Below are 24,117 nucleotides of genomic sequence, written 5' to 3'. Positions count from 1 at the left end.
ATGAAGGACATCATGGGATTGATGAAGCAGGCTCAGGCCATGCAGCAGAAGCTGCAGGACGCCCAGGCCGAGCTCGACACCCTGGAAGTCGACGGCTCCGCCGGTGGCGGCGTCGTGACCGTGAAGGTGACCGGCAAGGGCAGCCTGAAATCCATCAACATCGATCCCTCGCTCATGAACCCGGACGAGAAGGAGATCCTCGAGGATCTCATCGTCGCGGCCATGAACGATGCTCGCGGCAAGGCCGAGCGCGTCACCCAGGAGCGCATGGAAAGCATTACCAAGGGCCTGCCGCTGCCTCCGGGGCTGAAGCTGTTCTGAGCATCGCGCGAAGAAGTGGGTACCGGTTCTTCGCATGAGGCGATGCGGCAAAAGCAAGAAGAGAACCTGAATGGCTCAACACGTCGCCGGTCCCGAGATCGAGCGCCTGATCCAGCTCCTCGCCCGCCTGCCGGGCCTGGGACCGCGTTCCGCGCGGCGCGCGGCGCTCCATCTCATCAAGAAGCGCGAGACGCTGCTCAACCCGTTGAGCGATGCCATGCGCATCGCCAACGAGCGCATCGTCGTATGCTCGTCCTGCGGCAATGTCGATACATCGGATCCCTGCACTGTCTGCCGGGATGCCAAGCGCGATCCGTCCATCCTCGTGGTCGTGGAGGATGTGTCGGACCTCTGGGCGCTGGAGCGGTCCGGCGCGGTCAGCGCCAGGTATCACGTGCTCGGCGGCGTGCTCTCGCCGCTCGACGGCGTGCGGCCCGAGCACCTGAACCTGGAGCGCCTCGTCGCGCGTGCCTCCGAGCCCGGCGTGAACGAGGTGATCCTGGCGCTCAACGCCACGGTCGACGGCCAGACCACGGCCCATTACATCACCGAGCTGCTCGCCCATCTGCCCGTGAAGGTGACCAAGCTCGCCCACGGCGTACCCGTCGGCGGCGAGCTCGATTATCTCGACGAGGGCACGCTCTCGGCGGCGATCCGGCAGCGCACGTCGTTCTGAAGCGGCTCCGATATCTCCGACGTCATCATCGCACGATGCCGGTGATCCCGATTGGAGAAGCGCTCCCCCACCGCTGTCATTCCGGGGCGCCGCAGGTGAACCCGGAACCCATAATCACGACGCGGAAGGAATGAGCGAGCAGCGTTGCGCCTCTTCCTCCACCGTCAGCGGCTATGGGTTCCGGGTTCCGCTTCGCGGCCCCGGAATGACAGCAAGGGGGCTTTTCAGCCTGGGATGGCCATGACGTGGAGGGTGTCATCCCCGGCGCACGAAGTGCGGGAAGGGGATCCACCCACAGGCGTGGAGCTATAGATTCCCTTCCCCTCCGCTTCGCTCCGGCTGGGAATGACAAGCGTGGTTCTCATGCTGGCCGCAGATCATGACGTGACAGGTGTGAGCGCCGTTGCTAATCAGGCGGCAGCGAAACCCTGACCCGAGTTGCCCATGTCCACCGCTGATCTCGCCCGCACCATCGACGCCGCCTGGGAGGACCGGGCCAATGTGAATCCTTCGACGACCGGCGCCGTCCGCGAAGCCGTCGAGGAGTCGATGAACCTTCTCGATTCCGGCAAGGCCCGCGTGGCCGAGAAGACCGGCGGCGAGTGGCAGGTGCATAAGTGGCTGAAGAAGGCCGTGCTGCTGTCCTTCCGCCTCAACGACATGAGCGTCATCAAGGGCGGGCCGGGCCATGCCGTCTGGTGGGACAAGGTGCCGTCCAAGTTCGACAACTGGTCCGAGACTGAGTTCAAGGCCGCGGGCTTCCGCGCCGTCCCAAACTGCACCGTGCGGCGCGGTGCCTATATCGCCCCCGGCGTGGTGCTGATGCCCTCCTTCGTCAATCTCGGCGCCTATGTGGACGAGAACACCATGGTCGACACCTGGGCGACGGTCGGCTCCTGCGCCCAGATCGGCAAGAACGTGCATCTCTCGGGCGGCGTCGGCATCGGCGGCGTGCTGGAGCCGCTCCAGGCCAACCCGACGATCATCGAGGACAATTGCTTCATCGGCGCCCGTTCCGAGGTCGTAGAAGGCGTCGTCGTGGGCGAAGGCTCGGTGCTCTCCATGGGCGTGTTCATCTCGGCCTCGACCAAGATCGTCGACCGCAACACCGGCGAGGTCTTCGTCGGCCGCGTGCCGCCGTATTCCGTGGTCGTCCCCGGCTCTCTCCCCGGCAAGCCGCTCCCGGACGGCACCCCCGGCCCGTCGCTCTACTGCGCCGTCATCGTAAAGCGCGTCGACGCCCAGACCCGCGCCAAGACGGGGATCAACGAGCTGCTTAGAGATTAAACCTTATGTCCAGGGCCCCGTTCATTATATTCTCAGTACTCGGTGGGGTCCTCTTCTTGGTGGGCGGGATCTTGGGGGTTCTTTTGTTCACAGATACCGCCGACTACCTGAACGATTGGACAGTTGCGCAACGAGAAAAGCATGATGCTTTTTTATCGCTTGCAGCCGGTCTTGTTACATCGATCGTTGCTATTCCGCTCTTTGCCAAGCGGTTCAGGTATCTTGGCGTGAGTGGTTGGTGGTCCATACCCGCCTATCTGCTGATAATTATTGCGTTCTTTATCGAGGCATATGTTCCGGCAGCAGTCGTCATGAGCAGCCCGCTCCTGATCTTGTTCTTCATCATTTACCTGGGAATGGTATTCGGTGAGGAATTGTCTTCCATCGGTTGGAGTAAGCGGTGAAAGTCACTGACGTTGTCTCCCTAGCCCAATCCCTCCTACGCTGCCCGTCCGTGACACCGGAAGAGGGTGGCGCTCTCTCCTTCATCGAAAGCGTACTGAAGGAGGCGGGCTTCGAGGTTCATCGGCCGGTCTTCTCCGAGCCCGGCACACCGGATGTGGAAAATCTCTATGCCCGCTACGGCAAGGGCGAGCCCTATCTGCTCTTCGCCGGGCATACGGACGTGGTTCCTCCTGGCGATGCGAGTCGGTGGCAATACGATCCGTTCGGCGGCGAGATCCATGGCGGCGAACTCTACGGGCGCGGCGCGGTCGACATGAAAGGCGGCATCGCCTGCATGATGGCGGCAGCGCTCGACTTCATTCGCAATCACCCGGACTTCAAAGGCTCCATCGGCTTCCTGATCACGGGCGACGAGGAGGGGCCTGCGGTCAACGGCACGGTGAAGCTGCTTGAGTGGGCGAAGGGACGCGGAGAGCGTTTCGATCACTGCATCCTGGGCGAGCCGACCAACCCCAACCAGCTCGGCGACATGATCAAGATCGGACGTCGCGGGTCGCTCACAGGCAGGATCGTCATCGAGGGCAAGCAGGGGCACGTGGCCTATCCGCATCTCGCGGACAATCCGATTCCTGGCATGATGCGCCTGCTCGATGGGCTGCTGAAGGAGCCGCTCGATCGGGGGACGGATCATTTCGACGCCTCGAACCTCGAGGTGACCACTGTCGACGTCGGAAATCCGGCCTCCAACGTGATCCCGGCCGAGGCGAAGGCGACCTTCAACATCCGCTTCAACGATCTCTGGACGCCGCACAGCCTGGAGGTGGAGATCGAGCGCCGCCTGCGCGAGGCTGCCGGCAACACTGTGCGCTACACCCTGACGATGGAGCCGACCAACGCGGTAGCTTTCCTCACCCCACCAAACGAGTTCGTGGGCTTCATCGCCGATGCCATCAAGGCGGAGACCGGCTCGCAGCCGAAGCTGTCCACCACGGGCGGCACGTCGGATGCTCGCTTCATTGTGAAGGACTGTCCCGTCGTCGAATTCGGCCTCGTCGGACAGACCATGCACCAGATCGACGAGCGGGTGGCCGTAGGCGATTTGGATCGTCTCGCAACGATTTACCGCAAGGTGCTGGACGCCTATTTTGCCGGGTGAGTCCGACCGGAAACTTGACCGTTTAAACTAAAGTCGGAGAAAGGCCGGAACGTTTTGCAGGCGCCGTCCATTTTTCGAGGGCAACCGTCTTCGAAAAATGAGGCCGCCGATGATCGTTACGGCTGATGAGGTCAATCGCTCGTTCAGGGGGACGCTCGACCTGCTCAACAGCAGGTCCGAGGGCCTGAAATCCTTCGACATGAGCGAGCGGGGCTTCTGGCGCTCCTTCACGGCGATCTGGCTGACGCTTCCGGCTTATGTGGTGTCGCTCGCCTTCGAGCGCCTGCGCCTCGGCATCCTCCAGCCGGACCGGCCTCTGCTCGACAGTTTCTGGATCGACCTCGTCGTCGCTCTCGGCCACGTGGCGGGCTTCATCGCCCTGCCGGTCGCCATGATCGGGATCGCCCGGTGGTTCCGGCTTGAGAAGACCTATGTGCCCTTCGTCATCGTGACGAACTGGATCTCCGTCGTCGGGATGCTGGTGCTCTCGGTGCCGGCGATGCTCATGCTGCTCGGCTGGGCGCCTCCGGGGCTCGCCAGCCTGTTCGCTCTCGCCTTCGCGATCATCATCGTGCGGCTGCAATGGTTCGCCACCAAGGAGACGCTGAAGATCGCGAGCCTTCCGGCGCTCGGCATCGTGGTGCTCGGCATCGTGCTCAATTCCGTCATCGGAACGGCGATGCGGGGGCTTCTAGGCTGAAGCATCGAACGCAAAAGTGGGAACCGGTTTTGCGTGTAAAGATGCGACAAACAAAATCTTAGAGTTCGGGATAATCGACGCCGATCAGATAAAGCCCCGTCGACGGAGCCATCGGCCCGCAGCGCCTGCGGTCGCGCGCATCGAGGGCGTCGCGCACGTCCTCCACCGACCAGCGTCCCGCGCCGGCCCGCTCCAGGGTTCCCGTCATGGAGCGCACCTGATGGTGCAGGAACGACCGCGCGGAAGCATAGATGCGGATCTCGTCGCCGATCCGCTCCACGTCGAGCCGGTCGAGGGTGCGGACCGGGCTGTTGGCTTGGCACTCGGCGGCCCGGAAGGTAGTGAAGTCGTGCCGTCCGATCAGCGTCTGCGCGGCCTCGTGCATCAGGTCGGCGTCGAGCTTCCAGGCCACATGCCAGACCCGGTCCGCGTCCAGAGCTGGGGGCGCGCGGCGGTTGAGGATGCGATAAACGTAGTGGCGCTTCACGGCGGAGAGGCGGGCGTGGAACGTCTCGGGCACGGCTTCAGCCGAGAGGATGGCCACGGGAGCGGGCTTCAGGTGAGCGTTGGTGGCGTCGCGGACCGTGTCCGGCCGCCAGTCCTTGTCCAGGTCCACGTGAACGACCTGATGGGTGGCGTGAACCCCGGAATCCGTCCGCCCGGCGCAATGGATGCGCACCGCCGCGCCCGTGAAGCGCGCGATGGCATCCTCCACCGCCTGCTGCACGGAGAGCCCGTTCGTCTGATGCTGCCAACCGGTGAAGGGCGTGCCGTCGTATTCGACGACAAGCTTGTAGCGAGGCATGTTATTTCAGTTCTGCGAAGGCTCTGGCGTAAGTGACCGGGCCGTGAGCCTCTTTCCCATGGTCGGAAAGGGCAAGGGCCTGAAGATAGGGGCCGTCATAGAGCGTCTTGAACCTGCGCGCCAGCGCCGTCGAGAAACCGAAGCGGCCATAATAGTCCGGCTCGCCCAGGACGAGCACCAAGTCGAATCCCTTGGCTTTCATCCGTTTCAGGCCTTCCTCGATGAGATGGCCCCCCACCCCCTGCCCCTGATTGGCGGGAATCACCGCGAGAGGAGCCAGGCCGCAGCCTTTGACGGAAGGGGCCTCGTGGAGGGTCAGGCGGGAGAAGGCGATATGCCCGACCGGTTCCGCTCCATAGGCCGTGAGGGACAGAATCAGGTCGCCATCGTTGCGCAGGCGCTGGACGAGACTGGCTTCAGCCAGCTGCCCGAACGCGGCCTGATAAATCGCGCAGAGCCCCGCCCAGTCGGCGGATTCCTCCAGACGAACCTCCATGCTGGACCTCACGCGAATTTGGCGCCCGGACCAAGCCTCACGCCCCGCAGGAACTCTTCGAAGGCCACGGGGCCCTTTCCGGCACGCTGAACCTGAATCAGGCGGATCGCACCCTCGCCACAGGATATTGTACCATCGTTGTCGAGCAGTGTCGCGGGCGAAGCTGAACCTTTTCCCAAGGCCGCCCTGAGAACCTTCACCCGCTCCGGGCCCTTGCCGAAATCGGCCGTGAAATAGGCGCCCGGGAAGGGCGAGAGCCCGCGAATGTGGTCGTGTACGGCCTGTGCCGGCTTCGACCAGTCGATCAACGCGTCCTCGTTCTTGAGCTTATGGGCATAGGTCACGCCCTCCTCGGGCTGGGGCGTGAAGCCCAGGCCCCCGCGGGAGAGGGCGGCGAGCGCCCGCACCATGAGGTCGGCGCCCAGGACCATGAGGCGGTCGTGGAGTTCGCCGGCATTCATGTCCGGCGTGATCGCCACCCGCTCGACCATGGCAACGGGACCGGTATCCAGGCCCTCCTCCATCTTCATGACGGCGACGCCGGTCTCCCGGTCGCCGGCCATGACGGCCCGCTGGATCGGTGCCGCGCCACGCCAGCGCGGGAGCAGGGAGGCGTGGAGGTTGAGGCAGCCGAGTTCCGGTGCCTCCAGGATGGCCTTCGGCAGCAGCAGGCCGTAGGCCACCACCACCGCCACGTCAGCGTTATGGCTACGGAAAATCTCGGCGGCTTCCTCCGTGCGGAGGGTTTTCGGCGTCAGCACGGGAAAGCCGAAACGATCCGCCATCCGGTGGACCGGGGAGGGCTTCAGCTCCATGCCGCGTCCGGCCGCGGCGGGCGCGCGGGTATAGACGGCCACCACGTCATGGCCCTGGCCGACGATCTCGGACAGGGTCGGCACAGCGAAATCCGGCGTGCCCATGAAGACGACGCGCAGGCTCATGCCCCGGCCTCGCGCTTGGCCGCCTTCTTGAACTTGGTCATGACCCGGTCGCGCTTGAGTTTGGACAGGTAGTCGATGAACAGGACCCCGTTCAGATGGTCGATCTCATGCTGCACGCAGGTCGCGAGCAAGCCGTCCGCATCCTGCTCGATGGTCTCACCCTTCAGGTTCATGAAGCGGAACCGCACCCGGTCGGGACGCTCGACCTCCTCGTAATATTCGGGGATCGACAGGCAGCCCTCCTCGTAAACCCGCTTCTCCTCCGACGCCCAGGTGATCTCCGGATTGATGAGAACCATCGGCTGACGCTCGTCGTCGGACTTGGACACGTCCATGGTCACCATGCGGACCGGCACGCCGATCTGGATGGCGGCGAGGCCGACGCCGGGGGCGTCGTACATGGTTTCCAGCATGTCGTCGGCCAGCTGGCGGATCTCGCTCGTGATTTCCTTGATGGGTTCGGAAACCAGGCGGAGCTTGGAATCGGGAATGATGACGAGGGGTCTGATACTCATGATCGCGGGAGATAAGCGCTTGCGAAAGGATGGTCAAATCGTTCGTCTTGAGCATCGGACCCAAAAGTGTCCACCCTTTTGGGACCGATCCGATGCCTATCATTCATGAGTGCATCGTTTTCGCGGAAAAGTGGAATCCTCTTTTCCGCACGAGGCACTTGTGTTCGGATGCGTCCGTCAACCGGAACTATAGGCCCCATGAACGATGTCGTCCTGATCCTCGGCCAGACTCCCCTGACCTGGGGGCAGATCGTCATGGGCATGGCCGGGCTGAGCCTCGTCCTCCTCCTGATTGTGACCATGCTTCTCCTGCGGACCCGCCGGGAGAGGGCCCTGGAGGCCGCCATCGCGGACGAGCGGGCCAGGGAAATGGACGACAAGGTGGCCGAACTCACCCGCATCCAGTCGGAAATGACCGGCCGGATGCGGACCATGGCCGAGGTTTTCGGCTCCCGCCAGAGCGATTTCGTCCGCATGATCTCGGAGCGCATCGATGGATTGCAGCACCGGGTCGGGCAGGGGCTGGAGGCTTCCACGCGCCACCAGTCGGAGAACCTCTCCAAGCTCAACGAGCGCCTAGCCGTCATCGATGCGGCGCAGCAGAACCTGACGAGCCTCACTGGCGAGATCGTGGGGCTGAAGGACATCCTCTCCAACAAGCAGACCCGTGGCGCCTACGGGCAGGGGCGGATGGAGGCGATCGTCCGCGACGGGCTTCCGGCCAACGCCTTCGAGTTCCAGGCGACCTTGTCGAACCGCACGAGACCCGATTGCCTCGTACGCCTGCCCGGCGACGGGCGCGGCCTCGTGATCGACGCCAAGTTCCCGCTGGAGGGTTTCACCCTCTTCCGGGAGGCCAAGGGCGATGAAGCGCGCGGCCGCGCGGCCGCGAGGGTCCGCAACGACATGCTCGTGCACGTGAAGGACATCGCAGAGAAGTACCTGATCCCGGGCGAGACCCAGGACATCGCGATGCTCTTCGTCCCGGCGGAATCCATCTATGCCGATCTGGCCGAGCATTTCGACGACGTGGTCCAGAAGGCTCACCGCGCCCGCATCGTCATCGTGTCGCCCTCGCTCCTGACCCTGGCCATCCAGGTGATGCAGGCCCTGGTCCGCGATGCCCGCATCCGCGAGGAGGCAAGAGTGATCCAGGTCGAGGTGCAGAAGCTCCTGGAGGACGTGGTGCGCCTGGACGCCCGGGTGGCGAAGCTCGACACCCACTTCCGACAGGCCCAAGAGGATGTCTCGCAGATCCGGGTCTCTGCCGACAAGATCGTCAAGCGCGGCCAAAAGATCGAGACTCTGGAATTCGACGAGGATGAGACCGAGGCGCGGGCCGAGTGGCTGCGTCTTCAGGGTCGGAATCTCCGGGCCGTGGAATAAAAGCATCCGACGATGCGTTCATGAAGGTTGCGCCGGGAACCGCCTTTCTCCCGCAACGTTCTTCCCACGCTGCACGACACGCCATGAGCATGGTGGCGTTTGACGATCAGTACATCACGGATTTTGGGAAGGATTGCGCTATGGGCCTTTTCTCGAAGGACATCAAGTCGTTGGATGATCTCTTCATCCACACCCTGCAGGACATCTACTACGCCGAGCAGCAGATCACGAAGGCGCTGCCGGAGATGATCGAGAAGGCGAGTGACCCGCAGCTGAAGCAGGCGTTCCAGACCCATCTCGGCGAAACCCAGCAGCAGATCCAGATGGTCGAGCAGGTGTTCCGCATGCATGGCCACGACCCGAAGGGCGTGACCTGCCCGGCCATCGACGGCATCATCGACGAAGCCCAGGACATTGCCGGCGACATCGACGATCCGCAGGTTCTCGACGCGGCGCTCCTGGCTGCTGCGCAGGCCGTGGAGCACTACGAGATTACCCGCTACGGCACGCTCGTCGCCTGGGCCAAGCAGCTCGGCCGCGAAGACTGCGCCGGCGTCCTCCACCAGATCCTCGATCAGGAAAAGTCCACCGATCAGAAGCTCAACCGGATCGCCGAGAGCAAGATCAACACGAAGGCCGCGTAAGGTTTTCGGCCGATGGAACTGAAATGGCCTCCGAAAGGGGGCCATTTTTGTTTTGCGTGACGGAGTTCTTCAATGCTGTCATGGCCGCCCCAACCCATAAGCCCTCATCCTGAGGAGGTCGCAGAGCGACCGTCTCGAAGGACGAGGGCGTCTTCAGTGCGTGCTGGATGATCCTTCGAGACGGTGCTGCGCACCTCCTCAGGATGAGGTCGGAGTGTGAGAAAAGCCAGGATCATCGGCACAAGGCCGGCCATGACGTCGAGGGGAGGAAACCAATCCGCCTCTACTTCACCGGCAACGCATAGGCGCGCAAAAAGTCCGCCAGATCGTTGGTGATGTAGTCGATATCCGGCGTCCGGACGGCCTCCTGCTCGAAGCTCTCCCGGAACGGGTCGAAGGTCTTGGGCACGATGAGCGTGGTGGTCATGCCGAGCTCGTGCGGCACCGTGAGGTTCTTGGCGATGTCCTCGAACATGGCCGCGCGGGCCGGCTCCACCCCGTGCTTGTCGAGGAAGACTTCGTAGGCACGCCGGTCGGGCTTGGGCACGAAGTTCGAGGCGGCAATGTCGAACACGTCCTCGAAATAGTCGAGAATGCCGATCTTCCTCGCCACGTTCTCCGCATGCTTGCGCGAGCCGTTGGTGAGGATGAGCTTGCGGCCAGGCAGCTTCTCGATGGCCTCGCCCAGGCTATGGTTCAGCTCGATATCCGTGTGGTCGATATCGTGGGCGAAATCGAGGAAGTCGGCCGGATCGATGTCGTGTTCTTCGATCAGCGCCCGCAAGGTCGTGCCATGCTTATGATAGAAGTACTTCTGCAAAGCTTTGGCAGAGAGGCCGTCGATGCCGAAGAAGTTGGCGACATAAAGCGTGATCCGCTCGTCGACCTGGGGCCAGATCCGCGAAGTGTGCGGGTAGAGCGTATTGTCCAGGTCGAAGACCCACGTCTCCACATGGGCGAATTGACGGGAGTCGGGCGACGACAGGTGGTTTTCGACAGGCGGCTTAGCGTTCATGGATCCCAAAGACGACAATGGGGCCGTGCGGCCCCACTGACAAATATATAGGCTCTTTCGGCCGATCCGTGAAGGGATAGCGCATCGTGCGGACCCAGCGGGCCGCGCTAGCGAAAAGTGGATCCGGTTTTTCGCCTTGAACGATGCGCTCTTCAAAGAGTGGAGCATCGGAATAAATCCCAAAAGTGCAATCCACTTTTGGGTCCGATGCTTGACCTTAACCCCTGCGGATCAGGGTGCCCGCACCGTGGTCGGTGAACAGCTCCAGCAGCACCGCATGGGGTACCTTCCCGTCGAGGATGACGACCGCTTCCACGCCCCTTTCCAGGGCATAGATGCAGGTCTCGATCTTCGGGATCATGCCGTCCGTGATGGTGCCGTCGGCGATCAGGCGGCGGCAATCCTCGATGGTCATTTCCGGGATGAGGTTCTTGTTCTTGTCGAGAACCCCCGGAACATCCGTGAGCAGCAGGAGGCGCTTTGCCGTCATGGCGCCGGCGATGGCGCCCGCGAAGGTGTCGGCATTGACGTTGTAGGTCTGGCCGTCATGCCCGGTCGCCACAGGGGCGAGGACGGGGATCAGCTCGGCCTGGAGAACCTGGTCCAGGACGGCGCGGTTCACGTGCTCCGGCTCGCCCACGAAGCCGAGATCCACCACCTTCTCGATGTTGGAATCAGGGTCGACGGCCGTGCGAGTCACCTTGCGGGCGGTGACCATGTTGCCGTCCTTGCCGGAGAGGCCAACGGCCTTGCCGCCCTCGGCGCCGATCCAGCCGACGATCTGCTTGTTGATGGAGCCCGCGAGCACCATCTCGACGACCTCGACCGTGGCCTCGTCCGTGACGCGCAGGCCGCCCTTGAACTCGGACTTGATGCCGAGCTTTTCCAGCATCTTGCCGATCTGCGGCCCGCCGCCATGGACGATGATCGGCTTGATGCCCGATTGCTCGAGCAGGACCACGTCCTCGGCGAAGTCCTCGGCCGCGGCGCGGTCGCCCATGGCATGGCCGCCATACTTGATCACCACCACCTGCTGGTCATAGCGCTGCATGTGCGGCAGAGCCTGCACAAGCACCTCCGCCTGCACATGAACGTCGGGAAGGGGGATGGACGGATCGGACATGAACGGCTCCGGCGCAGGTATCGGGATCAAACGGCCTGCCTTCTAGCTCAAGGACGGGCCGCTGCAAACAGGAGTTCAGACCCTCAGGCGGAGAAGGGCCGAGATTCCGACCAGGAGCCAGCCCACCATAAGGAGGATGCCGCCTGTCGGCGCGGCCCTGGGGAAGAGCGCCACGCCGGAGAAGGCGCGGCGGGAAAGGTCGCCGCAGAACAGGACGAGGCCGAGAACCAGGACGTAGCCGGCGATCTGGGCCAGCATGGGGTTCACGGCCCCGGCCGTCATCAGGGCGACGAGGGCCAGCAGGGCGGGGGCATGAAACAGCAGGAACTGCGCCGCCGTGGCGAGATTCCCGCCCGTGATGTGAGCCGCGGCCGCGGACAATCCGACGCCGAGAAGGCCTGAGAGCGAGGCCAGGACGATCAGGATCCGGGCGGCGAGGTTCATCCCGCGCCTCTTTCACTCAGGAGCTTGGCGACCCCGGCACGCAGCTCGGGAATGCCGAAACCCGTGCGGCTCGATGTCGGCAGGATCTCGGGGAAGGCGGCGGCGCGCTTCTCGATCTTCTGGAGGATGTCGGCCATGCGCTTGTCGAGCTCGTCCTTCTTCAGCTCATCGGCTTTCGTCAGGACGATCTGGTAGGAGACGGCGGCCGTGCCGAGGGTTTCGAGAACCGCCTCGTCGACCGGCTTGATGCCGTGGCGGGCGTCGATCAGCACGTAGACGCGGGCGAGGCTCGCGCGACCGCGAAGGTAGTCGTGGATCAGCTGCGTCCAGGCCGCGACCTTCTGCTTCTCGACGGCCGCATAGCCGTAGCCCGGCATGTCGACCAGATGGAAGCGGTCGTTGATGTTGAAGAAGTTGAGCTGCTGGGTGCGGCCCGGCGTATGCGAGGTGCGAGCCAGCGTGTTGCGCCCGGTCAGCGCATTCACGAGGCTCGACTTGCCGACATTGGAGCGGCCCGCGAAGGCGATCTCCACCTTGCTCATGGGCGGCAGGTTCTTCAGCGAGTTCGCGGCCCAGATGAAATCCGCCTCGCCGGCAAAGAGCTTGCGGCCGATCTCGAGAAAGGGGTCGGTATCAGGTTCCATATCGGTCATGGGGCCCTTATCGGCGCTTGGTGCCCGGAGTTCAAGGCACCTCGCTCAAGCTTTTCAGGTCTCTTGGGGCGCTGCGGCCCAGAACGGCTCGGCCTTGGCGAGCTTCTTGGAGGCCTTTTCGGCCTGGGACAGGAGTTTGCGTTCGCGCCTTTTCGTGTCTCCGGCAGCCCTGCGGACCAATTTCCGGAACGGCGGGTCGAGCAGGGTTTTGCTCACCTCCATGTCGTTCAGCTTGCCCAGGATGTCCTGCAGGCCCTCCAGAAGGTCCAGCATGGCCTTGCGGCTTTTCCTCGCCGGAATGCCCGGAAACAGGGTGGCGAAGAACTCCACGCCGTAGCGCAGCTTCTTGATGCGGATGCGAAGCGTGTGGCGGCCCTCTCCGCTCAGAGCGGTCATCTGCCGTGCGCCCCGCCGGATCCGCCGCCAGCGGCGCGCGAATTCCTCGGTCGCCCGTGCTTGAGCGGGCATGTCCCGTGCGGCCCTGACGGACGGCTTGCGCCGCGTGAGCCAGCGACCGGTCTCGATCCATGTCGCGGCTTTCAGGACCGCCCTCATGAAGCGGGGCTTGGACAGGGTTCTCAGGAGGCGCTCGAAGGCCTCGGCTCGAAGCCGTACGGCTTCTTCCAGAACCTGCGGGCCACTATCGTGGTCGTCGGCCTTGCGCAGCCGCGCGATCAGAACGTCGAGATCGCGAACGAGGCCGAGCTTCTTGCCCGCCCATCGGAGCTCGGCCCGGACGGCCTCGCTGTCCCGGTCCCGCAACATCGGCTCGAACAGCGAGATCGCCGCGTTGAGCCGCCGGAACCCGACCCGCGTCTGATGCACCAGCTCGGGATCGCTGCTCCGGCGCAGAAGCGCTTCGTTCCGGATGATCTGGGACAGGCAGGCGCGTGCGATCATCTGGAACGCTTCGGCGCACGAGGCCTGGGTCGGAATGACGATCCGGCCCGCCTTGATCGGCATGCCGTCCGCTTGACCCAGAAGCCGGTAACCGCGCTCGGATTTCGTCACGGGTGAAAGACGAAGCGGGATGCTGTCGGCAAGATCGTCGGCGAGGGAGAAAAGGACTGACGGATCCCCGTCCTTCAACTCCAGTTCGACCTCGCAGAACTGCTCCGAGCCGGCCTCGGTCGACGTTCTGGCCTCGTCGAGGGCGAGTTCGATCGTGGCGCCGTCGCGCTTGATCTCGAAGGCTTGCCGGTCCGTGTCCACGGTGAAGACCGGCTTCAGGTCGTGGCGGATGGAATCCGTGGCGACCAGGGGAGCAAGGGGCGTGCCGGCCGCCGCCGCGAGATCGGGCCCGTCATCGACCGGGGTTTCCCATTCGCCGCGGTCGAGGGCGAGGCCCCGCGCCTTGCGTTCGGCCTTGATGGTCTGTGTGCTCCGACCGTTCCCCTGCCGGACCCGGAGGGTCAGCCCGGCCTTGTGCAGGGCGCAATCCGTCGAATCGTAATAGACGGCATGGAGGGCTCCGCCCTGGTCGGGAAGCGCCCGGGCCTCGGACATCACCGGATGGCGAAGGAGCTTGCCTGCGGCGTCCGCGGCGAGCTCCAGCTTCAGCTCGATCTCGCTGGCCTTCCCATGTCCCGTCTTGTCCTGCCATCCGGCATTCATGGCCAGCCGTGTCTCCGGTTTTCCTGTGGCGATCATGTAGAGCGATTCACGATGAAAGCCACGTGGAAGATCGCCTGCTGGGTTTTCAGGGAGCGGCTACCAGAAATCTATCACTCTTCTACGAAACCGGAGGAGTGCATCCGACCGGACTGCCGCCATGCTGTGTCGCGATGGAAAAACGATTCAGGCTCGCACATGACGGACGCTCCCATTCTCATCCGCTCGGTCGAAATCCTCTCCGACGATTGGGCCATCCTCAAGAAATTCACCTTCGACTACCGGCGCCGGGACGGCAGCCTGGAACGGCAGGTCCGGCAGACCTATGATCGCGGCCATGGCGCCGTAATCCTGCCCTACGATCCTGAACGTGGCACTGTGCTGCTCGTCCGCCAGTTCCGGCTGCCCGCCTATGTGAGCGGCCATTCCGAGCCTCTGATCGAGGCCTGCGCGGGGCTTCTCGACAAGGACGATCCGGAAACCTGCATCCGCCGGGAGGCGGAGGAGGAACTCGGCTGCAGGCTGCGCGAGACCGAGCCCGTTTTCCACGTCTTCATGAGCCCCGGCAGCGTGACCGAGCGGCTGATGTTCTTCATCGCCCGCTATTCGCCGCAGGATCGTATCGGCGAGGGCGGGGGCGACAGGCATGAGGGAGAGGACATCGAGGTGCTGGAAATGGCGCTCGATGAAGCCCTCGCCCTGGTGGATCAGGGTCTCATCGTCGACGGCAAGACCATCATGCTGCTCCAGCACCTGAAGCTCAAAGGTCTTGCAAGGACCTGACAAAGAAAAACCCCGGGTCGAAACCCGGGGTTTTTGCTTGTTTCGATCGGTTGCCGCTCAGCCCTTGGCCGGGCTGGCCTTGCGGCTGAAGGTCTTGCGCAGGTTGTCCCAGAGCTCGATCTTCACGCCGTTGCGGCGCATGATGAAGCCCTGCTGGGTGACCGACAGGAGATTGTTCCAGGCCCAGTAGATCACGAGACCGGCCGGGAACGAGCCGAGCATGAAGGTGAAGATCACCGGCATCCAGGAGAAGACCTGCTTCTGCACCGGGTCCGGCGGCTCCGGGTTCATCTTCATCTGCAGCCACATGGTGAAGCCCATGATGATGGGCCAGAAGCCGAGCATCAGGAAGTGGCCGATCACCGGCACGGCGCCCGGATTGTAGGGCAGGAGGCCGAACAGGTTGAAGATCGAAGTCGGATCGGGAGCCGCGAGGTCGCGGATCCAGCCGAAGAACGGCGCATGGCGCATTTCGATGGTGACGAAGAGCACCTTGTAGAGCGCGAAGAACACCGGGATCTGGATCAGCACCGGCCAGCAGCCGGCGACCGGGTTGATCTTCTCCTTGCGGTAGAGCTCCATCAGCGCCTGCTGCTGCTTCATCTTGTCGTCGGCATAGCGCTCGCGGATCGAGGCCATCTCCGGCTGCACCGCCTTCATCTTCGCCATGGAGCGATAGGACTTGCTGGCGAGCGGGAAGAACAGGCCCTTCAGGATCACGGTCACGAGCAGGATCGCGATGCCGAAATTACCGAACAGGCGGAAGAAGAAGTCCAGAACCTTAAAGAGCGGCTTGGTGATGAAGTAGAACCAGCCCCAATCGATCAGGAGATCGAAGTTCTTGATGTTCAGGGCGTTGTGATAGCCGTCGACGGTCGCGACTTCCTTGGCGCCGGCGAACAGGCGCTGGGTCACTTCCGTGGTGGCGCCAGGCTGGAGCGTCTGCGACGCACCGGCCACGGTGGCCTGGTACGTGCGATCCGTCGTCTGGCCCTGCTGCGACGTGAAGGAGCCCTGGAAGGGCTGCGTCTGGTCGGGGATGACCGCCGCCGCCCAGTACTTGTCGGTGATGCCGAGGAAGCCGCCGGTGACCGAATTCCAGATCTGGCCGACCGTGCTGCCGCCCGAGATCGGCTCCTTCTTGTCCAGGTTCGCGTAGGTGACCTCTTGGAGCCCGTTGTCGCCGAGAACGCCGATCATGCCTTCGTGCAGCACGTAATAGCCGAGGGTCACGGGCTTTCCGTGGCGGGACACGAGGCTGTAGGATTGCAGCGTCACGGGAGCCGAGCCGCGGTTCTCGACCGCGTCCTTGACCGTGAACATGTACTTATCGTCCACCGAGATCGTGCGCCGGAAGACCAGGCCCTGCTCGTTCTGCCAGGTCAGGGTCACGGGGCTGCCGGGGGTGAGCGAGGTCTTGTCGGCCGTCCAGACTGTGTTCTGGTTCGGCAGGCTGCCAGCCTCGGTACCGATCCAGCCGAATTCCGCGTAATACGGGTTCTGGGTGCCGGTGGGCGAAAGGAGCACGATGATCGGGCTCTTGGGGTCCACCGTCTCGCGGTAATGCTTGAGGGACACGTCGTCGACGCGCCCGCCGCGCATGTTGATCGAGCCGGAGATCGCCGGCGTGTCGATGGCGACGCGCGGCGAAGCGGCAAGGGCCGCCTCACGGGATTGAACGGACGGGGCCGTCGGCGTGCTCGGGACGGTTCCCGGCACGGTGGGCGAGGCTCCGCCGGCCTGGCTCGGGCTTGCCGGCGGGTTCGGCGCCGTGGGGTTCACCTGCGTGGATTGTGCCTGCTGGGCTGCCTGCCGCTGCTTTTCGGCCTGAGGTGCCGCATAAAAATATTGCCAGCCGAGCAAGATCGCCAGCGATAGCGCGATGGCGACGATGAGGTTTCTGTTGTCTTCACGCATGGGAATGTCCGCGACGCTCGCCGTTGGGGGGAGGTGAGGAAGAGGGCCGACGCTCTGCAGGCGGTGCGCTTCTCGGCTTGGTGACCGTCCGCAGCGCGCGCCGAAGATCGTCGATGAGCAGATCGAAATCGGCGGAGAGGATGTCGCGTCGTCCGATGATGACGACGTCCGCATCGATATTCGCGTAATCCTGGCCCGCCGCAGGAATGGCGGCCCGGAGCCGGCGCTTGATCCGGTTGCGCTCGGTGGCGTGGCCGACACGCTTCGTGACCGTGAGGCCGAAGCGCAGGCCGAGGCCCGAGCCCTCGCGCAGCCGAGCCTGAACCGACATCCGCTCGGTATGAAAGCGGCGGCCAGAGGCCGCCGCGACGAAGTCAGGTCTTTTCGTCAGACGCCCGAGGCTTTGCTCTGCGCGAGGTTCGCGCATCGGGCGATCCTAAGCTGCTTACGCCGAAAGGCGCTTGCGGCCATGGGCGCGGCGAGCGGCAATGACCTTGCGGCCACCCTTGGTCGCCATGCGCGCACGAAAGCCGTGGCGGCGCTTGCGAACCAGCTTGCTCGGTTGATACGTCCTCTTCACGGCACATCTCCGGTCGAATGGGGCAGCGGTGCTCGATGGCTCGCGCCCGTCTGGTTAAGTTGGGGCTGCCCCCGAAACTGTCTCGAAAAAACGATCAGCGCCCCAGAAGAGCGCTGTCAGCTTGCGGGCTTATGAAGGAACGGAGGGCCAAAGTCAACGCCGCTCTGGCCCTTATGCGGCAATCGGCCCGGCGGCTTCGCTTCCCTCACCATGCCCGTAGAAATCCATAGGACCCTGCGCTGTCGGGCACTACATAAGGCATGAAAACAAGGAGAAGTCGTGGACGATCCGCAACAGAACCCTCATAGCGCAAAAAGAACGGGCCGTATCCTGCGCATCCTGCCGCTCGCGATCTTCGTCCTGGCCCTCGCCGCCATCTTTGCGTCGGGGTTGCACCGATCCTTCAGCTTCGAGACGTTCATGCGCTATCAAGCCTGGCTACAGGACCATGTCGCCGCCCATCGCCTGACCATGCTCGGGTTGTTTGCCGTCATCTACGCGGCGGCCGTCACCCTGTCCCTGCCGGTGTCCGCTCTTCTGACGACCGTCGGCGGCTATCTGTTCGGCTGGGCCGTCGGCGGACTTACGGCCTCGGTTGCGGCGACCCTGGGGGCGACCGGCCTATTCCTGGTCGCCCGTACGTCCCTGGGAGGTCCGCTCCTCGAGAGCGCGGGCGTCCGGATCCAGGCTCTCGCGGCGGGCTTTCGGACGCAGGCCTTCTTCTATCTTCTCTCCTTGCGCCTGATTCCCGCAGTGCCCTTCTGGCTGACGAATCTCGCCGCCGCCTTTTTCGGCATGCCCGCGAGAACCTTCGTGCTGGCGACCCAGCTGGGTATCCTGCCGGTGTCCTTGGCGTTCGCTTTCGCCGGCTCGGGCCTCGACGAGGCCCTATCCCGGCACGAGAAGCTTCTGGCCGAATGCCAGGCGGCCGACCGAAGCGATTGCGCGGTCGATTTCGACCCCCGGAGCCTGTTGACGCCGGAATTCCTGATCGCTCTAGCTATCCTGGGATTCCTGGCACTGGTTCCGGCGGCTTTGAAATACCGGCGCAAGCGGTCCGCCGGCGAGGATTGATGGTCGAGCAGGCGGGGATGGGGCATCGGACCCGGCACAGAACATCGCGATCGGGATTGATTCATTCCCGTCACCCTTTATCCCAGTCCATGTTGGGGACAGTGGTGGCGTTTATCGAATCGTCGGCCCACAATCCATGATCGTGGCGACCAGCCGCCTGGGGCCGCCGCTTGGAATGAAACGGGAATGAGCCGCGAGCCGACCACTCTCACAGGACGCATCCTGAGCCAGTTCGGGCTTTCCGCGCGTCTGCTCCTGTTGACCGTGCTCTTCGTGATGATCGCGGAGGTGCTCATCTATGTGCCCTCCGTGGCCAATTTCCGGTTCACATGGCTGAACGACCGGCTGGCGGCGGCGCAGATCGCCGCCATGGTCCTCGATGCCGCGCCGGAGGAAAGCCTGACGGAGGAACTGGAACTGCGCCTCCTGCACGGGGTCGGCGCCAAGGCCATCGCCCTGAAGGGGGGCGGGCGCCGGAGCCTGCTGGCCTCGGGCGAGATGCCGAACGAGGTAAGCAAGACGGTCGATCTGCGCGATGCCCATTGGCCGACCCTGGTACAGGACGCCTTCTCCGTCCTGTTCAACCCCGCGGATAAGCCGATTCGCGTCATCGGAGCGGGCATGGGGGTCGAGTTCGTCGAGATGATCCTCGATCAGGCGCCCCTGCGCCAAGCCATGATCAAGTTCTCACGCAACATCCTGTTCCTCTCCCTGTTCATCTCCGGCATCACGGCGATTCTCGTCTATCTCACCCTGCAATGGGTGATCGTGCGTCCCGTGCAGAGACTCACCGGGAACATCGCGGAATTCTCAAGCAACCCGGAGGATGCGTCACGGGTCATTCAGCCAACCGACCGCGTCGACGAGATCGGTCTCGCCGAACAGGCGCTCGCCCGCATGGAGACGACGCTCGCCGATGAGCTACGCCAGAAGCGCCGACTGGCGCAGCTGGGGCTGGCGGTCAGCAAGATCAATCACGAGCTGCGCAACATGCTCACCACGGCCCAGCTTCTCACGGATCGTCTCGACAACGTCAGCGACGAGAGCGTTCAGCGCATCGCTCCCAGGCTCGTCAACACCCTCGACCGGGCCATCGCCTTCTGCGAGACCACCCTGGCCTACGGCCGGGCCACGGAGCCCCTGCCGCAACGGCGCCTGATTCCCCTGGCACCCCTGATCGCGGAACTGTCGAACCTGACGGACCTCGCGCCGGAGGTCGGCATCGTCTTCGAAGCCCAGGTGCCCGACGACCTGATGGTCGACGCCGATCCGGACCAGCTCTCTCGGGTTCTGGTGAACGTAGTCCGCAACGCGGTCCAGGCCCTGAGCCAGACCGGATCGCCCGAGGGGCGGCCCCGGATCGATGTGTCCGCCTCCCGGGAGGATGGCACGGTGTGCATCCTCATCAAGGACAACGGCCCGGGCCTTCCCGAACGGGCGAAGACGACCCTGTTCACGCCCTTCCAGGGCTCGGCCCAGAAGGGAGGCACGGGCCTGGGCCTTCCGATCGCGGCGGAACTGGTCCAGCTCCACGGCGGGACGATCGCGCTCGACGAGAGCCACGGCACGACCTGCTTCAAGATCGCGATCCCGGACCGGCCGTCCGTGTCGGGATCGAACTGAGGCTTTCCGCACATCTTCTGCACGAAGAGGCTTGCCAAGCGGATCAGATGCCTCTATGTCAGCGGCCTCGGCGAACGTTGCTCCCCGCAACGACCGGCCGACCAAGCGCCCGTAGCTCAGCTGGATAGAGCACCAGACTACGAATCTGGGGGTCAGAGGTTCGAATCCTTTCGGGCGCGCCATTTTCCTTAACTAGAATTGATGAAGACAAGAGTTCGAGGCTCAGTTCCTGAGCGTCTGGACTCTGTATGCGTTTTGAACGCCATGAACGGCCTGGCGCCGTTCATGGCGTCTTTATGGCCAACACTCCTCCCTCATCCTGAGAAGGCGCGTAGCGCCGTCTCGAAAGAGGGGCCAGAGAGCACTGGAGGATTCTTCGAGACGTAGCTTCGCTGCTCTTCAGGATGAGGTGAGGGGGTGTTTAGCGGGGGCATCGGCCTGGGATCGAAGCCAGCGCGGCAGCCCCTTGCTCGGACATCCAGGTCTCGAGGGTTCTACACCTCGGCCGCCGGAGTGATGCCGAGGTCGTTGAGCTTGGCTCGAACCTCCGTGACCGGCCGTTTCAGTTTCAGGCTGATCACCGACACCGGGGCTCCTTCACGTGCGAGGGAAAGGAGGGCTTGGACGGCCTCGTAACTCCAATGGTCTCCAGCAGCATTCATGGCGTGCTTCTCCCTGTGAACGAAGCGCAAGCGTCCGTCGCAAGTGCGGCGAGATGATGAAATGGAGTTTTGGAGCATGGTTTGGCCGCAACCTTAGCCGAAGATGTGCGTTCCTTGTGGAGGCAACGCAGACCAAGGACCGCAACATGAGCATTCTCTGGACCATCATCATCGGCTTCGTGGCAGGCGTGATCGCTAAATGGATCATGCCCGGCCGGAACGAACCCGCCGGCTTCATCATGACGACCATCCTCGGCATCGTGGGTGCCGTTGTCGCCACCTATCTCGGGCAGGCTCTGGGCTGGTACCGGGCCGACGAGGGGGCAGGCTTCATCGGCGCTATCGTCGGCGCCATCGTCGTGCTCTTCATCTATGGCCTGATCGTCGGACGCCGCTCGTCGACGTCGTCGTATTGATCGGTTCCAGGATCGAGACCAAAGCATCGGACCTGAATTCGAATTCACGTCCGATGCTTTAGTTTTTGTTCTCTCGCATGTTCTCACGCAAAACCGGTTCCCACTTTTGCGTTCGATGCTCTAACGCCAAGGGCCACAGCGAGACTGTGGCCCTTCTTGCATGGGATGGACCCCCAAAGCAGCGTCTGCCTTGGGGCTGATGTTTTAACCGTGATGGGCGATGCGATCCTGGTCGTTCGAGCCCATGAGGGCCGCCTTGATGGGACAATTGCCCATATAGCCGCGCCAGGCGAGATAGGAACCGCCTGCAAGCGCGAGGATGTTCAGAAGGGGATTGGGGCGTGGTTTGGCGGCCGCCGCCGCAAGGCCGAGGCCAGCCAGCATGTAGGCCCCGCGCTCGACCGTGCTGAGGTTGGGCTCTCCGTCCATCATGTTCGTCACGTCTGTTCTCCTTCCTTGATCTTGGCCGAACGCGACGCGAAGCCGTGTTGTTCCCCTGCGACGAGAAGCGAGAAATCGAGCAGGAACCCCGAAGCTTGACCTTCGTTGAGTCCACACCCAACGAAGGAGTTGTTACGATGGCAGCCAAGGAAAAGACCCTGAACGATCTGTTCCTTCATACGCTGAAGGATGTTTACTACGCCGAGAAACAGATCCTGAAAGCCCTGCCGCGGATGGCGAAGAACGCCGATTCCGAGGAACTGAAGCAGGCCTTCGAGACCCATCGCGAAGAGACGGAAGGGCAGATCGAGCGCCTGGAGAAGGTGTTCGAGATGCTCGGCAAGCCGGCTCGTGGCGTACAGTGCGAAGCCATCAACGGCATCATCGAGGAAGGCAAGGAAGTCATGGAGGACTTCGCAGACAGCGAGGCTCTCGATGCTGGCATTCTCGCCGCCGCGCAGGCCGTCGAGCACTACGAGATCACCCGCTACGGCTCCCTTAAGACCTGGGCCGGCGAGCTGGGCCTGAACGATGCCGTGAAGCTCCTCGACCAGAACCTCGAGGAGGAGAAGAAGACCGACAAGCTGCTGACCCAGCTTGCCGAGGCGCGCGTGAACACCAAGGCCGCCTAAACCGCGCCTTCGAAAGAACGGTCTCGCGCCTTGTGGGCGCGAGACCGTTCTGTTTGTCGAGGCCCTTCGGACAGGTGGATCAATGCCGATGAGCCGGATCCGGCGCGACCTTCGTGTCCAGAGTCAGGCGCATGGATCCCGACGGCGTGATCTCAAGCGAGGCTCTCATCGTATCCGGATATTCCACCAGATGGAGGAAGGCCAAGAGCCTCAGGCGCGCGATGGCAGGAAGCTGCGCCAGGCAATGCGCCATGTTCTGGGAGGCACGGTCGATCAGCTCGTCCTGGATGATGCAGGTGAGGGGAGAATTCTCTTCAGGCAGCGACATAGGGCACCCGATCAAGGACAGGAGATAGCTGCGAATCGCGAACGAGCAGGGAGCCGCGCAATCCGGCAAGGCGCCGAACCTGCTCCAGGCTCTCCCGTGAAATCGTGATCGCCGCCGCGATGCAGGGCTGGCCCTCGATCATGGTCGGCAGTCCCAGGGGTTTCACCTTGAAGCCAACCTGCTGCCAGCGGGGCAGCCACCACATCTCGACCACCGCCGTGAGCTCCGTGATGCCTTCCTCCAGGCAGAACTGCTGCACGGCCGCGAGGAGGCGGCAATCCGTCCGTCCCATGCGCCGTTCCCTAACGACGAAATACCGCGTCCACTCGAAGATACGGTCGGCCCGGGGTATGCCCCGGTGCGCCATGTGGCCGAAAACCTCGCTCAGCATGTGGGGCAGAACGGTCGGATAGAGCCTCTGGCCTCCCACGACCCGGTCCTGGTCAATGGCCAGAAGATAAACCGCGTCGTCGTTGTCGTAGACGTCGATCTCCCGTCCATCGGGACGATGCAGATCGCGCCACCCGCGCTCCTTGACGAAGATCTCGTGCCTGAGGCGGAAGTATTCTTCCAATTGGTCCTTGTATAAGTGCTGGTTTTGCCTGGCGATCACATGAATTTTCGTCATCGGATGCCGTTCCCCCTTCATTATGAGTGAAGAAGTCTTCTCGCGTCCGACGAAAGAAAGATATTGTAGGAAATTACAGGTGAGACATCACAACCGGATCAGTTTGTACTGCAGCGCCCGCGCAACGGCCTGGGTCTTGTTCACCGCCTCGAGCTTCTGGCAGGCGCTGACGATGTGGGCCGTCACTGTGCGCTCCGTGATGCCGAGGATCTCGCCCGTATCTGCCGCCGATTTTCCTGCAGCGGCCCAGATCAGGGTTTCTCGCTCCCGTGGCGTGAGCAAGTTTTGGACGATGGGCGGCCGGGCCTCGAGCAGCCGCCGGGCGCGCTCGAAGGCATACATGGCCATCAGGTGGAGGGCGGGCTTCGTTCGAGGGGAGAGGTCCAGGTCCACGCCGCTCATGGAGAAGCAGGCCTCGTAGCCGTTGATCCCGTGAATGGGCAGGCAGAAGCCGTCCCGCATCCTGAAATCAGTAGCCCTGTCCATGACCTCGGCGGCCTTTTGCTCCGCCATGCGGTCGTAGGGTGCTTCCGACCACTCGAAAGGCTGGGTGGTGTTCTTGCAGAGGCGGATAATCGGATCTGACCTTACGTAATCTTGCTTGGCATAAATATCGAACCAGCCCATGGGCCACTTCTTGAGCAGGACGACCTGTTCGAAACGCTCCTTCGGGTTCGGAAGGCCCGTCATGATGAAGTTCTCGAAGCCGAACAGGGAAAAGGTTCCCGCGACCGCCTCCACCACGTCGTCCGGGCTGGTTAGGTCATCGAGGCTGTCGATGAAGGCGAAGGCTTCCGTCGCATGGTCGAAGGCGCGTCCGCTCAAGGGCATCTCCGAGGGATATACAACCTATAT

General features: G+C 63.4%; 30 protein-coding genes and 1 tRNA gene. 14 read left to right on the top strand and 17 right to left on the bottom strand.

Annotated elements, in window-relative coordinates:
• The 6 genes from AB4097_RS11725 (at position 1) to AB4097_RS11700 (ending at position 4,545) form a co-directional block, all read left to right on the top strand.
• Positions 1-321, top strand: coding sequence for a YbaB/EbfC family nucleoid-associated protein (locus tag AB4097_RS11725; RefSeq protein WP_262028359.1), 321 nt, complete (start codon positions 1-3; stop codon positions 319-321).
• 70 nt (positions 322-391) lie between these two features.
• A complete protein-coding gene (recR, locus tag AB4097_RS11720) occupies positions 392-997 on the top strand; it encodes a recombination mediator RecR (protein WP_442039642.1) in 606 nt (201 codons plus the stop codon).
• Positions 998-1,441: 444 nt separating this feature from the next.
• Entirely contained in the window at positions 1,442-2,284 is an 843-nt protein-coding gene (gene dapD / locus AB4097_RS11715) for a 2,3,4,5-tetrahydropyridine-2,6-dicarboxylate N-succinyltransferase (protein WP_442039640.1), read from the top strand.
• Positions 2,285-2,367: 83 nt separating this feature from the next.
• On the top strand, positions 2,368-2,688 hold the full coding sequence (locus tag AB4097_RS11710; RefSeq protein ID WP_442039638.1) for a hypothetical protein: 321 nt from the start codon (positions 2,368-2,370) through the stop codon (positions 2,686-2,688).
• Positions 2,685-3,845, top strand: coding sequence for a succinyl-diaminopimelate desuccinylase (gene dapE, locus AB4097_RS11705; protein ID WP_442039636.1), 1,161 nt, complete (start codon positions 2,685-2,687; stop codon positions 3,843-3,845). Before AB4097_RS11710 ends, dapE begins: the two co-directional genes overlap by 4 nt.
• Positions 3,846-3,954: 109 nt before the next feature.
• Positions 3,955-4,545, top strand: a complete 591-nt coding sequence (locus AB4097_RS11700) for a hypothetical protein (protein WP_442039634.1) — start codon at positions 3,955-3,957, stop codon at positions 4,543-4,545.
• A gap of 58 nt (positions 4,546-4,603) precedes the next feature.
• Here the strand turns inward: AB4097_RS11700 and truA are convergent, their stop codons facing one another.
• The 4 genes from truA to def are packed head-to-tail and all read right to left on the bottom strand — an operon-like array spanning position 4,604 to position 7,302.
• Positions 4,604-5,350, bottom strand: coding sequence for a tRNA pseudouridine(38-40) synthase TruA (gene truA, locus AB4097_RS11695; RefSeq protein ID WP_442039632.1), 747 nt, complete (start codon positions 5,348-5,350; stop codon positions 4,604-4,606).
• A 1-nt stretch (position 5,351) separates the two neighbouring features.
• Positions 5,352-5,846: a GNAT family N-acetyltransferase gene (locus AB4097_RS11690; protein ID WP_442039630.1), complete on the bottom strand. Its 495-nt coding sequence runs from the start codon at positions 5,844-5,846 to the stop codon at positions 5,352-5,354.
• 8 nt (positions 5,847-5,854) lie between these two features.
• Positions 5,855-6,787: a methionyl-tRNA formyltransferase gene (fmt, locus tag AB4097_RS11685; protein WP_442039628.1), complete on the bottom strand. Its 933-nt coding sequence runs from the start codon at positions 6,785-6,787 to the stop codon at positions 5,855-5,857.
• A complete protein-coding gene (def, locus tag AB4097_RS11680) occupies positions 6,784-7,302 on the bottom strand; it encodes a peptide deformylase (protein ID WP_442039626.1) in 519 nt (172 codons plus the stop codon). Before def ends, fmt begins: the two co-directional genes overlap by 4 nt.
• A 198-nt stretch (positions 7,303-7,500) precedes the next feature.
• On the opposite strand from def, the gene AB4097_RS11675 reads away from it, so the two are divergent.
• Together AB4097_RS11675 and AB4097_RS11670 are read left to right on the top strand one after the other, a co-directional pair.
• Positions 7,501-8,688, top strand: coding sequence for a DNA recombination protein RmuC (locus AB4097_RS11675; RefSeq protein WP_442039624.1), 1,188 nt, complete (start codon positions 7,501-7,503; stop codon positions 8,686-8,688).
• Between the two features lie 140 nt (positions 8,689-8,828).
• Positions 8,829-9,332 (top strand): YciE/YciF ferroxidase family protein, encoded by a 504-nt coding sequence (locus tag AB4097_RS11670; RefSeq protein WP_114944743.1) that lies wholly within the window; start codon positions 8,829-8,831, stop codon positions 9,330-9,332.
• A gap of 283 nt (positions 9,333-9,615) precedes the next feature.
• Here the strand turns inward: AB4097_RS11670 and AB4097_RS11665 are convergent, their stop codons facing one another.
• The 5 genes from AB4097_RS11665 to AB4097_RS11645 form a co-directional block, all read right to left on the bottom strand.
• Positions 9,616-10,347 carry a pyrimidine 5'-nucleotidase gene (locus tag AB4097_RS11665; RefSeq protein ID WP_442039621.1) on the bottom strand — a complete coding sequence of 244 codons (732 nt, stop codon included), beginning with the start codon at positions 10,345-10,347 and terminating at the stop codon, positions 9,616-9,618.
• Between the two features lie 217 nt (positions 10,348-10,564).
• Positions 10,565-11,470, bottom strand: coding sequence for an acetylglutamate kinase (gene argB / locus AB4097_RS11660; protein ID WP_442039619.1), 906 nt, complete (start codon positions 11,468-11,470; stop codon positions 10,565-10,567).
• Between the two features lie 75 nt (positions 11,471-11,545).
• Entirely contained in the window at positions 11,546-11,914 is a 369-nt protein-coding gene (locus AB4097_RS11655; protein WP_442039617.1) for a DUF423 domain-containing protein, read from the bottom strand.
• Positions 11,911-12,567, bottom strand: a complete 657-nt coding sequence (gene yihA / locus AB4097_RS11650; protein WP_442039615.1) for a ribosome biogenesis GTP-binding protein YihA/YsxC — start codon at positions 12,565-12,567, stop codon at positions 11,911-11,913. Before yihA ends, AB4097_RS11655 begins: the two co-directional genes overlap by 4 nt.
• A 54-nt stretch (positions 12,568-12,621) precedes the next feature.
• A complete protein-coding gene (locus AB4097_RS11645) occupies positions 12,622-14,217 on the bottom strand; it encodes a CYTH and CHAD domain-containing protein (RefSeq protein ID WP_442039613.1) in 1,596 nt (531 codons plus the stop codon).
• A 159-nt stretch (positions 14,218-14,376) separates the two neighbouring features.
• On the opposite strand from AB4097_RS11645, the gene AB4097_RS11640 reads away from it, so the two are divergent.
• Entirely contained in the window at positions 14,377-14,961 is a 585-nt protein-coding gene (locus AB4097_RS11640; RefSeq protein WP_442039611.1) for an NUDIX domain-containing protein, read from the top strand.
• Between the two features lie 57 nt (positions 14,962-15,018).
• Here the strand turns inward: AB4097_RS11640 and yidC are convergent, their stop codons facing one another.
• Genes yidC through rpmH form a run of 3 tightly spaced genes read right to left on the bottom strand, consistent with a single transcriptional unit; the run spans position 15,019 to position 17,458 of the window.
• Complete coding sequence (gene yidC, locus AB4097_RS11635) at positions 15,019-16,878, bottom strand: membrane protein insertase YidC (RefSeq protein WP_442039609.1); 1,860 nt, start codon at positions 16,876-16,878, stop codon at positions 15,019-15,021.
• A complete protein-coding gene (rnpA, locus tag AB4097_RS11630) occupies positions 16,871-17,305 on the bottom strand; it encodes a ribonuclease P protein component (RefSeq protein WP_442039607.1) in 435 nt (144 codons plus the stop codon). The genes yidC and rnpA overlap by 8 nt, the downstream gene beginning before the upstream one ends.
• Before the next feature lie 18 nt (positions 17,306-17,323).
• Positions 17,324-17,458 carry a 50S ribosomal protein L34 gene (gene rpmH / locus AB4097_RS11625; protein WP_027314822.1) on the bottom strand — a complete coding sequence of 45 codons (135 nt, stop codon included), beginning with the start codon at positions 17,456-17,458 and terminating at the stop codon, positions 17,324-17,326.
• 279 nt (positions 17,459-17,737) lie between these two features.
• Here rpmH and AB4097_RS11620 point away from each other — a divergent pair, with 279 nt between their 5' ends.
• The 3 genes from AB4097_RS11620 (at position 17,738) to AB4097_RS11610 (ending at position 20,337) form a co-directional block, all read left to right on the top strand.
• A complete protein-coding gene (locus AB4097_RS11620) occupies positions 17,738-18,532 on the top strand; it encodes a TVP38/TMEM64 family protein (protein WP_442039605.1) in 795 nt (264 codons plus the stop codon).
• Positions 18,533-18,718: 186 nt separating this feature from the next.
• Positions 18,719-20,155: a sensor histidine kinase gene (locus tag AB4097_RS11615; protein WP_442039603.1), complete on the top strand. Its 1,437-nt coding sequence runs from the start codon at positions 18,719-18,721 to the stop codon at positions 20,153-20,155.
• Positions 20,156-20,260: 105 nt separating this feature from the next.
• A tRNA-Arg gene (locus tag AB4097_RS11610) sits at positions 20,261-20,337 on the top strand.
• Positions 20,338-20,649: 312 nt separating this feature from the next.
• On the opposite strand, the gene AB4097_RS11605 is transcribed toward AB4097_RS11610, so the two are convergent.
• Positions 20,650-20,817, bottom strand: a complete 168-nt coding sequence (locus AB4097_RS11605; RefSeq protein ID WP_442039601.1) for a hypothetical protein — start codon at positions 20,815-20,817, stop codon at positions 20,650-20,652.
• Positions 20,818-20,963: 146 nt separating this feature from the next.
• Here AB4097_RS11605 and AB4097_RS11600 point away from each other — a divergent pair, with 146 nt between their 5' ends.
• Positions 20,964-21,233 (top strand): GlsB/YeaQ/YmgE family stress response membrane protein, encoded by a 270-nt coding sequence (locus tag AB4097_RS11600; RefSeq protein WP_442039599.1) that lies wholly within the window; start codon positions 20,964-20,966, stop codon positions 21,231-21,233.
• A 204-nt stretch (positions 21,234-21,437) separates the two neighbouring features.
• Here the strand turns inward: AB4097_RS11600 and AB4097_RS11595 are convergent, their stop codons facing one another.
• Positions 21,438-21,665, bottom strand: a complete 228-nt coding sequence (locus AB4097_RS11595; RefSeq protein ID WP_442039709.1) for a YgaP-like transmembrane domain — start codon at positions 21,663-21,665, stop codon at positions 21,438-21,440.
• A 146-nt stretch (positions 21,666-21,811) separates the two neighbouring features.
• Between AB4097_RS11595 and AB4097_RS11590 the strand changes: the two genes are divergently transcribed.
• Positions 21,812-22,306: a YciE/YciF ferroxidase family protein gene (locus AB4097_RS11590; protein ID WP_181053972.1), complete on the top strand. Its 495-nt coding sequence runs from the start codon at positions 21,812-21,814 to the stop codon at positions 22,304-22,306.
• A 79-nt stretch (positions 22,307-22,385) separates the two neighbouring features.
• On the opposite strand, the gene AB4097_RS11585 is transcribed toward AB4097_RS11590, so the two are convergent.
• The 3 genes from AB4097_RS11585 to AB4097_RS11575 form a co-directional block, all read right to left on the bottom strand.
• Positions 22,386-22,634, bottom strand: a complete 249-nt coding sequence (locus AB4097_RS11585) for a hypothetical protein (protein WP_442039597.1) — start codon at positions 22,632-22,634, stop codon at positions 22,386-22,388.
• Complete coding sequence (locus AB4097_RS11580) at positions 22,621-23,262, bottom strand: acyl-homoserine-lactone synthase (protein WP_442039595.1); 642 nt, start codon at positions 23,260-23,262, stop codon at positions 22,621-22,623. Before AB4097_RS11580 ends, AB4097_RS11585 begins: the two co-directional genes overlap by 14 nt.
• 87 nt (positions 23,263-23,349) lie before the next feature.
• Positions 23,350-24,093: a helix-turn-helix transcriptional regulator gene (locus AB4097_RS11575; protein ID WP_442039593.1), complete on the bottom strand. Its 744-nt coding sequence runs from the start codon at positions 24,091-24,093 to the stop codon at positions 23,350-23,352.
• Positions 24,094-24,117 lie beyond the last annotated feature (24 nt).

Source organism: Microvirga sp. 2MCAF35, from assembly GCF_052115545.1.
Taxonomy (GTDB): domain Bacteria; phylum Pseudomonadota; class Alphaproteobacteria; order Rhizobiales; family Beijerinckiaceae; genus Microvirga.
Note: the sequence above shows the minus strand (reverse complement) of the source record. Positions and strands in the feature narration are given on the sequence as shown.